At 37.4% G+C, this 10313-nt stretch carries 8 protein-coding genes; 5 read left to right on the forward strand and 3 right to left on the reverse strand.

Features of this window, described 5'->3' with window-relative positions; translation table 11 throughout:
- Window positions 1-1667, reverse strand: a 1667-nt coding sequence (gene htpG, locus VIH09_RS07130; RefSeq protein ID WP_331579322.1) for a molecular chaperone HtpG, incomplete at its 3' end; no start/stop codon positions are given.
- Between the two features lie 178 nt (window positions 1668-1845).
- Between htpG and VIH09_RS07135 the strand changes: the two genes are divergently transcribed.
- From VIH09_RS07135 to VIH09_RS07150, 4 genes are all read left to right on the forward strand, one after another.
- Window positions 1846-2325 (forward strand): lipocalin family protein, encoded by a 480-nt coding sequence (locus VIH09_RS07135; protein WP_331579324.1) that lies wholly within the window; start codon window positions 1846-1848, stop codon window positions 2323-2325.
- A gap of 27 nt (window positions 2326-2352) precedes the next feature.
- A complete protein-coding gene (locus tag VIH09_RS07140; protein WP_331579326.1) occupies window positions 2353-3048 on the forward strand; it encodes an OmpA family protein in 696 nt (231 codons plus the stop codon).
- A gap of 141 nt (window positions 3049-3189) precedes the next feature.
- Complete coding sequence (locus VIH09_RS07145) at window positions 3190-4134, forward strand: ABC transporter ATP-binding protein (RefSeq protein ID WP_331579328.1); 945 nt, start codon at window positions 3190-3192, stop codon at window positions 4132-4134.
- A 215-nt stretch (window positions 4135-4349) separates the two neighbouring features.
- The gene (locus tag VIH09_RS07150; RefSeq protein WP_331579330.1) at window positions 4350-5357 is read left to right on the forward strand and encodes a beta-ketoacyl-ACP synthase III; all 1008 of its coding nucleotides are present in this window, start codon (window positions 4350-4352) and stop codon (window positions 5355-5357) included.
- Between the two features lie 104 nt (window positions 5358-5461).
- Here VIH09_RS07150 and VIH09_RS07155 read toward each other — a convergent pair whose 3' ends face one another.
- Complete coding sequence (locus VIH09_RS07155; RefSeq protein ID WP_331579332.1) at window positions 5462-7876, reverse strand: TonB-dependent receptor domain-containing protein; 2415 nt, start codon at window positions 7874-7876, stop codon at window positions 5462-5464.
- 297 nt (window positions 7877-8173) lie between these two features.
- Between VIH09_RS07155 and argS the strand changes: the two genes are divergently transcribed.
- The gene (gene argS, locus VIH09_RS07160) at window positions 8174-9952 is read left to right on the forward strand and encodes an arginine--tRNA ligase (protein WP_331579333.1); all 1779 of its coding nucleotides are present in this window, start codon (window positions 8174-8176) and stop codon (window positions 9950-9952) included.
- Between the two features lie 91 nt (window positions 9953-10043).
- Here argS and VIH09_RS07165 read toward each other — a convergent pair.
- The coding region (locus VIH09_RS07165; protein ID WP_331579335.1) for a CBU_0592 family membrane protein at window positions 10044-10313 on the reverse strand (270 nt) is incomplete at its 5' end.

A 10313-nucleotide genomic window follows, 5' to 3' on the forward strand; every position in this document is an offset into this window, starting at 1 on the left:
TCTTTCATTCTACGCATAAATTCAGGTTGCGTGATGATAAATGGTGCCGATTGACTGTCTAAAGCTTCCATCTGTACGCTATAGGTTTCTTTCGGTACAATTGTTTCCACAGCCGTTTTTAAGCTCGCTTGCTCTTCCTCTGATAATTTAGAAATGGTGGCTTCCTCTTTCTTGATCAAATTATCGATATGGTCCGAATCGACACGAACGAAGGTTAAATCTTTATTGTCCGCTTCCAGTTTTTGGATCAAGTGCGAAATAATTGGAGAATCCAATAATAGCACTTCATATCCTTTCTCCTGCGCAATTTCGATGTAAGAATGCTGCGCATCTTTATTTCCGGCATATAAAACAACCAGTTTTCCGTCCTTGTCCGTTTGCTTGTCTTTTAGGTTTTCTTTTAACTCCTCAAGTGTATAGTATTTGCCGTCAACTGTTGGATATAAAACGAAAGCACCCGCTTTTTCGTAGAATTTGTCTTCAGAAAGCATTCCGTACTCTAAAACGATTTTAATATCGTTCCATTTTTTCTCGAAATCTTCACGGTTTTCAGTGAATAACGATTTCAATTTATCGGCAACTTTACGGGTGATGTAGTTGGATATTTTCTTAACAGCAGCATCCGCTTGCAGTCCTGAACGCGATACGTTCAACGGAATGTCCGGTGAGTCGATAACTCCTTTCAGCATCGTTAGGAATTCAGGAACGATCCCTTCTACATTATCGGTTACATAAACCTGATTTTGGTACAATTGGATTTTATCTTTCTGAATTTGCATATCAGAACCCAATTTTGGGAAGTACAATATACCGGTTAGGTTAAACGGATAGTCAACATTCAGATGGATGTGGAATAACGGCTCTTCAAATTGCATCGGATACAATTCGTGGTAGAATGATTTGTAATCCTCATCAGATAATTCGGATGGTTGTTTTGTCCAGGCCGGATTCGGATTATTGATGATATTATCTACTTCAACGGTTTTAAAGACTTCGTCCTTGTCTTCCGCTTCAACTGATTCTCCCTTTTTTTGTTCTATTTTTTCAGTTCTGGTTCCAAATTTAATCGGAATAGGCATGAACTTGTTGTACTTGTTGAGTAACTCTTTGATTTTGGCTTCTTCCAGGAATTCTAATGAGTCCTCGGCGATATGCAAAATGATTTCGGTTCCACGCGTGGTTTTGTCTGCAGGTTCCAAGGTGAATTCCGGGCTTCCGTCGCAGGTCCAATGCGCTGCCGGCTCGTCTTTGTATGACTTGGTAATGATTTCCACTTTGGAAGCAACCATAAATGCCGAATAGAAACCAAGACCAAAATGGCCGATGATTCCGGAATCTTTAGTGGAATCTTTGTATTTTTCAAGGAATTCTTCAGCGCCTGAGAAAGCCAGTTGATTGATATATTTCTCCACTTCTTCGGATGTCATTCCGATTCCCTGGTCAATAATATGAAGTTTTTTACCCTCTTTGTCAATTTTCACTTCAATAATGGGATTGCCATATTCTACTTTGGCTTCGCCAATGTTTGTCAGATGTTTTAGTTTTAACGTTGCATCCGTTCCATTGGAAATCAATTCACGTAAGAAAATTTCGTGGTCACTGTATAGGAACTTCTTTATTAAAGGGAAGATATTTTCCACCGAAACATTAATTTTTCCAGTTGTCATATTTATAATTTTAAGGGTTTTACAATCTCCTGCAATCCTTTCAAATAGAATACCAATACCAGATTAGGTGACAAATTGTCGTAACTGTTAATTTTGAAACAAAATTGTGGAATTTTGAAACTGTAGCCATCAATTCCCTTTGTATCTTTGCATAAGTTTAATATAAAACTATATAAAAATGAAAAAAATTATTTTTTTAACAGCTATAGCTTTGGTGTTGTTTTCATGTAAGACCACTTCGGTAACAGGTAAGAAATTAGATAAAAATGCTCAAGTTGCAGTAAAAGGAAACTGGGTATTAACCTCAGTGACTTATCCTGGATCGGAATATATCAAAGTGAATTCTTTTGACATTGCTGATTCAAAGTGTTTTGAAGGAAGTACTTGGAAATTCGTTTCAAATAATAACAAAGGGAATATGGCTTTGACCAACTTTAATTGTACGGCATTCAGTTCTCCGATCACTTGGTACATCAATACGGACGGTGAATTCATCTTGAAAGTATTGAACGCAGGTGAAAAAGCAAAAAGAGTAAGAGCAGGATACATATTGTATGTCGCGAATCAAACTCCTGATTCTTTCCAGTTGGTTGACAAAGGAAGTAATGTTGCGGGTAAAAGTATTGACGTGATTTACCAATTTCAAAGAGCTAACTAAATTTAAAATATCAAAAAAATAATAATTATGAAAAATTTTTCTATACTAACCTTGGCATTAGTTATGTCAATTGGTACGCTTTTTACAAGTTGTGAAGCTTTAAAAAACACAAATAAAACACAAAGAGGTGTGGCAATTGGAGCAGCGAGTGGTGCTGTTATTGGTGCAATTCTGGGTAACAATGTAGGTAAAGGCGGTAAAGGAGCCATGGGCGCCGTACTGGGTGGTGTCGTTGGTGGTGTTGCCGGTGGAGTTATCGGAAACAAAATGGATAAACAGGCCAGACAAATTGACGAAGTTCTTCCGGGAGCTGAGGTAAAACGTGTAGGTGAGGGGATTCAATTAGTTCTAAATGAAAATGCGGTACGTTTTGATACAAACAAATCTTCATTAACAGCCGAAGCGAAAGCAAATCTGGATAAATTAGTTCCTGTGTTTGCAGAATATCCTGACACTGACATTACTATATTCGGATATACTGATAACACTGGTCCTGCGGATTACAATCTTAAACTTTCGATAGAAAGAGCAGCTTCAGTTAGAAATTATTTAGTGAGTAAAGGAGTAGCTGCAAGTAGATTTAACGTAACGGGTCTAGGTATCGCCGATCCGATTGCAACAAATGAAACTGTTGAAGGAAGAAGCCAAAACCGTCGTGTTGAGTTTGCCATTACCGCAAATGACAAAATGAGGGAAGATGCTAAAATAGAGGCAGGGAACTAAAAATTTAGTTTATTTTAATATGTAGAAAGCCATTTCGTTATCTCGAAATGGCTTTCTTTTTTTGCTTAAATTCCAATTTCTGCGAAGTAGTTTTGTAGAAGAGAACTATCTTTGCAGTCTCAAAATATCATTATACTAAAAATGCTTCAAGTTCAAAATATCTCATTTGGCTATGCCGAAAAGCGCGTGCTTCATAATATAGATTTCACGATAGAAAAAGGCCAGAACATTGCAGTAATCGGCGAGAGCGGCTGCGGAAAAAGCACGCTTTTAAAATTAATTTACGGCTTGTATGATCTGGATGAAGGGAATATAGTATGGGATGAAACTGAAGTGCTGGGACCAAAATATAATCTGGTTCCGGGAATGGCTTTCGTCAAATATTTGTCCCAGGATTTTGATTTGATGCCATACATCACCGTCGGAGAAAATGTAGGCAAATTTCTTTCCAATGTTTTTCCCGAAAAGAAAAAGGAACGAATCCGGGAGCTTTTGGAAATTGTTGAAATGACCGATTTTGCAGATGTAAACGCAAAGTATTTGAGTGGAGGTCAACAACAAAGGGTTGCACTTGCACGTGTTTTAGCGCTAGAACCGGAAATCCTTTTGCTAGACGAACCTTTCAGCCATATCGATAATTTCAGAAAAAACGCACTTCGTCGTAATTTGTTTGCCTACCTAAAATCAAAGGAAGTAACAGTTATTGTTGCCACGCATGACAGCACGGACGCGCTTTCCTTTGCTGACGAAACCGTCGTTCTGCAAGCGGGAAGAATCGTTGATAAGGGAGATTCGCAAAGTTTGTACAGTAATCCAATAAACAAATATGTAGCATCATTATTTGGGGAAGTCAATGAACTGAAATTGTCGCAATTGGTGGATATCGATGAGGAGGACGAAATTGTTTTGCTGTATCCGCATCAACTGAAAGTGGTCGATAACGGTTTGATGGAAGCAATTGTCAAACAATCCTATTTTAAAGGAAGCCATTACTTAATTAAAGCGGTTTTTGACCGAAAAGTGATTTTCTTCGAGCACGACACCTTATTGGAAGTTGACCAAAAGATAACGCTAATGATAGCATGATAAAAAAGTAAGCTACTGCGCTTTTTTTCAAATAAAATGAAAGTCCAATATTAGTGATGGGAGCCATTTTCTATGCCGCGTTGGGAAGATAGTGGTCAGCTGGCAAGGAGTTCCCGAAAAGATATAAATTGTAAATTGATAAAAAAACTGTAATTTGTGAACCAGAATTTTAAAGTATGCTTAAATTTGCCAACTTATTTTAACAATATAACAATATGTACCATTCAAAAATAGCGGGATTAGGATATTATGTTCCATCAAATGTTGTCACTAATGACGATTTATCGAAACTCATCGATACTAATGACGAATGGATTCAGGAAAGAACAGGGATTCAAGAAAGAAGACACATTATTCCGGGAGAAGACACAACGACCACCATGGGAGTTAAAGCGGCCGAAATCGCTATTGAGCGTTCCGGTGTTGCCAAAGAAGATATCGATTTTGTGGTTTTTGCCACATTAAGTCCGGATTACTATTTTCCTGGCCCTGGAGTTTTAGTACAACGTGATTTGGGATTGAAAACCGTGGGAGCTTTAGATGTCAGAAACCAATGTTCCGGTTTCATATATGGGTTGTCCGTTGCCGACCAGTATATCAAGACAGGCATGTACAAAAATGTTTTGGTGATTGGTTCCGAGGTGCATTCAGCGGGCTTGGACATGACTTCTCGCGGACGTGGGGTTTCCGTTATCTTTGGTGATGGAGCCGGAGCGGCTGTGTTAAGCAGGGAGGAAGATTTGACGAAAGGAATTCTTTCCACACATTTGCATTCAGAAGGGCAACACGCCGAGGAATTAATAGTGAAAGCCCCGGGAATGGGAGGACGTTGGGTAACCGACATTCTTGCTGACAATGATCCTGATGACGAAAGCTATTTCCCATACATGAATGGTCAATTTGTGTTTAAAAATGCGGTAGTACGTTTTGCCGAGGTGATTAATGAAGGATTGGAGGCCAACGATTTGGCAGTGTCGGATATCGATATGCTGATTCCACACCAAGCCAATTTGAGAATTTCGCAATTTATCCAAAAGAAATTTGATCTGAACGACGACCAAGTTTACAATAACATCCAAAAATACGGTAACACTACCGCTGCTTCCATTCCGATTGCGTTAACTGAAGCATGGGAATTGGGTAAGATAAAATCGGGAGACACAGTTGTTTTGGCTGCCTTCGGTAGCGGATTCACATGGGGAAGTGCCATTATTAAATGGTAAAACCGAATAGTCCTTAGTGCAATTAAAATATTTATTTTACATAAAAAAACCCGGAGTTGGCATACTCCGGGTTTTTTTGGGCAACAAATTATCTAAACTAAATCTTATAAAAGCCCACCGCCACCTTGGGTTTCATTTTTGTCTCTTTGTTTTCTTTGGATGGCCTTGTTTTTTCCGCTTCCGAATCTGTAATTAAAACCTACATAAACCGATTGGCTTTCCCAGTTGAATTGCCCGTTTGCTTTGTATGGTCTTTTACCGTCAAAGGCAAAATGCATGCTGTTGAAAATATCACTAAATCGAGTACTTATTGTTCCGCTTCCTTTTAAGATGTTGTAGCTAGTTCCAATATCCATTTTCCACATTGCTTCTCTGTTGAATTGCAAGCTTAAATCACGCCCTCTATACATTCCAAATAATTGGAATCGAAGATCTTTTGTAGCTTTGAAAGTGTTGTTTATACGAGCATTAAATGTACTCGCGTTAACTTCAACAAATTCATAAATTCCTGGAGAACTTTCTATAGTCCCTTTTACTTTTTTCTGATAAGCATCCGCACTTACGTTAGCGCTCCACCATTTTCTGAAATCTAAATTACCTGAAACTTCAATTCCGTAAGCTTCGTTATTGTTGAAGTTGTCAAAAGATAAGATTTGTTTGTTTGGATTCTCAGGATTTGTAAAGATAACTCTAGTGATTTCGTCTTCGATTCTTCTATAAAAAACACCAGAAGTAATTGATCCTATTTTGGTTTTTCTAGTATAATTTATTTCGTACGAATTAGTAAATTGCGGAATAAGATCTGGATTTCCTTGAGAATCTAATGTCGCAGTACTCCATTCTCTAATTGGATTTACTTGTCCAATGCTTGGTCTGTCTACTCTTCTTGAGAAACTTAAATTAAATGAGTTTTTGTCACTTGGGTTATAAGTCAAGAATGTTGAAGGATATACGTTTAATAAATCATCTTTAAATGAGCCGTCATCCTTAGATACTTCTTTAAATTGGGCTTCAATATTGTATTGTTCAAGACGCGCTCCAGCTTGAAAACTCCATTTTTTCCATTGCTTTCCTAAAGTGGCGTAGGCTGAGGATATTTTTCTATCGTAGCTGAAATCTGATGTTGGGTTACCGTCTCTAAGTAAACTATTATCTGTTGTTTCGTTTCTATGTTCTACTCCCAATTCTAATTTTATAGTCTCTGTTAGTGGGTTTACATAATCAAGATTGATAATTGTATTTTTACCAATAGTTTCAACATCATTTGTAAAAGTACTATTTAAAGCTCCTGTATCTCTGTCGTAATTAGAATAAACGGCATTTTCCGGCTCGTCGTTTTTACTGTAATTCACCTCTAGCTCTAAATTATGACCTTCTTTCTTGAATTTCAATTTGTAGTCAAAGTTATAGGTTTGAGTCTGATTGTTACCTTTGCTGTCAAAAAGCTGCAATTGATCGCCATTGGAATTGTCAACATAATCCACATCGGTACTTCCGAAACCGTTTCCTTTGAAGAAATTTTGATTGGTATAAAGAGAAACCGTGTTGTTGTCATTAATATTAAAATCGAATCCTACTTTTGCTAAATGTGAAGTGTTATTGTTGTTAAATGTGAAAATCTGGGTGTTTTCTCTATTAAGCTCTTCACTTTTTATAAATCCATTATTAGCTTGTTTTCCTGTGTTTAAGCCGTAATTGCCGTAGAAATTAAATTTGCCGCTTCTATAATTTAAATCAAATGATGAGTTTAATTTTGGGGTTTTTCCAAAAGTAACACCATTGTTAATGCTACCGTTGAAACCAATTTTACTGTTTTTGTTTAAAACAATATTAATAATACCGCTCATTCCTTCAGGGTTGTATTTTGCAGAAGGATTAGTGATTAACTCAATTTGTTTGATTGAAGAGGAGGGTATTTGTTGTAGTAATTGGGAAGCATCGATGTTTGAAGGCTTTCCGTCAATTAAAACGCGCACGTTTGAATTTCCTCTCAAACTAATGGCGTTTGTCTGCGGATCAACACTAACGGAAGGAATGTTGTTCATGATTTCGGCGGCAGTAGCACCGGCAGAAATTAGATCTTTCCCGACATTGATAATCTTCCTGTCTATTTTTTGCTCGATTGTCGACTTTTCACTGATAATATCAACGCCTTTAAGTTCTATCGCATCTTCTTCTAGGACAATAGTCTTCAGATCGATATTCTTGGTTTCTCTGGTTAAAGAAATTGATTTTGTGATGGTTTTGTACCCGATAAACTGTATTTCTACGGTGTAGTTTTTTAAATCCAGATCTTTGATGTAAAAAATCCCTTTGTCAGAGGTGATTCCGCCCGTGACATATTTGTCGGCTTCCTTTACGATGACATTTACATAGGACAGTGGCTCATTGCTTTTTTTGTCAATGACTTTTCCGGTTACGCTTCCCGGACTTTCACCGAGTGAAGGTTTCACCGATGTTTGCGCTTGCATCGAAAGCAGGGTTCCGAACAGGCAGATTAAGATTAATTTGATTTTCATGATTGTGATTTTTGATTAAACATTTGATTGATGATGCAAAGATATTGTTTTTATTCTAATAGTATGCATAACACAGTACTATTTTATATATTTTTTATTTTTAATAAAACTCAGTTGCGAAAACTTACACAGTAGACTCGTTAACGGAAAAAATGTTACACTTTTAATCGAATAATTTACCGAATTGTTCTTGTCGAGGGGTTAAGCTTCTCATTTTGAGTAAGAAATTATCTTGTTTTCTAATTTACAAATTGCGACATTATAGCTATCTTTGCGAGCTTAAAATAGACACACAAAATGACATTATCCCAAATTCTTACGCCATCAATCGAAAAAGCGGTCCAAGCTTTATTTAACATTGTTATTGACAAAGTTGAATTTCAGACCACTCGGAAGGAATTTGAGGGGGATATCACGATGGTAATTTTTCCTTTATTGAAAGTTGTAAAAAGTAACCCCGTAGAATTAGGTAATAAAATAGGGAATTATCTGGTTGAAAATGTGGAGGAAGTTGCGAGATTCAATGTGGTTTCCGGTTTCTTAAATATTGTGATATCTGATAAGTATTATTTGAATTTTTTCAATGGAATTAGAGGTGACCTGAAATTTGGTTTCATCACTCCCAATCCCGACGACAAAGCGGTGATGGTAGAATACTCTTCGCCAAACACAAATAAACCGCTGCATCTAGGTCACGTTCGTAATAATCTGTTGGGTTATTCTGTTGCGGAAATCATCAAAGCTTCAGGTAAAAAAGTATATAAAACTCAAATCATAAATGATAGGGGAATCCATATTTGTAAATCAATGCTGGCTTGGCAGAAATTTGGGAATGGCGAAACTCCAGAATCGACGGGTTTAAAAGGAGACAAATTAGTTGGTAATTATTATGTGGCTTTTGATAAAGCTTATAAAGCAGAGATTGCCCAATTAATGGGCGAAGGAAAAACAGAGGAAGAAGCCAAAAAGCAAGCCCCAATTATTCTCGAAGCACAAGAAATGCTTTTGAAATGGGAGGCGGGCGATGAAGAGGTTATTTCGCTATGGAAAAAAATGAACCAATGGGTTTATGATGGTTTTGCCACCACTTATAAAAATCTGGGAGTTGACTTTGATTGTTATTACTATGAAAGTAATACCTATCTATTAGGAAAAGACGTGGTTCAAATTGGACTTGAAAAGGGTGTTTTCGAAAAAGATCCTGACGGTTCTGTTTGGATTGACTTGACCGACGAAGGCTTGGATCGTAAAATCGTGTTGCGTTCTGATGGAACTGCAGTCTACATGACACAGGACATCGGAACGGCCATTCAGCGTGTGAAGGATTACCCGGATGTGGGCGGAATGGTTTATACCGTTGGTAACGAACAGGATTATCACTTTAAAGTGTTATTTTTAATCCTGAAAAAATTGGGATTTGACTGGTCTGAAAACCTCTTCCATTTATCTTACGGAATGGTAGATTTGCCTTCGGGAAAAATGAAAAGCCGCGAAGGAACGGTTGTCGATGCTGATGATTTGATGCAGGAAATGACTGAAACGGCTCAGAAAATCGCCGAAGATTTAGGGAAACTGGATAGTTATTCTCCCGAAGAGAAAGCAGAATTATACAGTACCATAGGGCTTGGGGCTTTAAAATATTATATTTTGAAAGTGGATCCTAAAAAACGAATCCTTTTCAATCCTGAGGAGTCGGTAGATTTTGCGGGAAATACGGGGCCTTTCATACAATACACTTACGCGAGAATTCAATCGATAATTCGTAAAGCCAATTTTGATTTTTCAAGTAAATCAGAAATGATAGCCTTGCACGAAAAGGAGAAAGAATTGTTGAAGCAGTTGGAATTGTTTCCTGAGGTGATACAAAATGCGGCCCAAAATCACAGTCCTGCACTTTTGGCCAATTACACCTATGACTTGGTTCGCGAGTACAATTCTTTCTATCAAACCGTTCCCATATTAGGTTCAGAAGTGGAAACCGAAAAAATATTCAGGGTACAGTTGTCGAAAAAGGTCGCGGATACTATTGCTTCTTCGTTTAAACTATTGGGTATCAATGTTCCTGAAAGAATGTAAAAAAAATAAATGAAAAATCAGAAAAAAACGACCTCAAAATGGGGTCGTTTTTTGGTTAATAGGATTGATTGAAATTGCTTTCATCCCTATTTTAACTGCCGGCAAGAAATTCCTTTTCCTTCCTGCTTCTGATTAACGCCAGCAGACTTACCCCAGCCCAGGTGCCTTCAAGGATTATAAAGGGAATATAGTTTATCAGCACGGAGGCATAACAAGCGATACAAGCCCCGATTATGTTCAACGTGAAATATAGCAACCCTTCTTTCGGGATCAGTGAAAAAATATTCAAAAAATAGGCGATTAAGATAATTCCAACTCCTATAGCTCCAATAATATCGTTATAACTCATAATTGTATAAAT

It is taken from the genome of Flavobacterium sp., assembly GCF_036515215.1.
Lineage (GTDB): Bacteria > Bacteroidota > Bacteroidia > Flavobacteriales > Flavobacteriaceae > Flavobacterium.

Excerpts from the sequence above, each read along its gene's own strand:
- VIH09_RS07145 (WP_331579328.1), top strand. The coding sequence starts at position 3,190 with ATGCTTCAAGTTCAAAATATCTCATTTGGCTATGCCGAAAAGCGCGTG.
- argS (WP_331579333.1), top strand. The coding sequence starts at position 8,174 with ATGACATTATCCCAAATTCTTACGCCATCAATCGAAAAAGCGGTCCAA.
- VIH09_RS07135 (WP_331579324.1), top strand. The coding sequence starts at position 1,846 with ATGAAAAAAATTATTTTTTTAACAGCTATAGCTTTGGTGTTGTTTTCA.
- VIH09_RS07140 (WP_331579326.1), top strand. The coding sequence starts at position 2,353 with ATGAAAAATTTTTCTATACTAACCTTGGCATTAGTTATGTCAATTGGT.
- VIH09_RS07150 (WP_331579330.1), top strand. The coding sequence starts at position 4,350 with ATGTACCATTCAAAAATAGCGGGATTAGGATATTATGTTCCATCAAAT.
- VIH09_RS07155 (WP_331579332.1), bottom strand. The coding sequence starts at position 7,876 with ATGAAAATCAAATTAATCTTAATCTGCCTGTTCGGAACCCTGCTTTCG.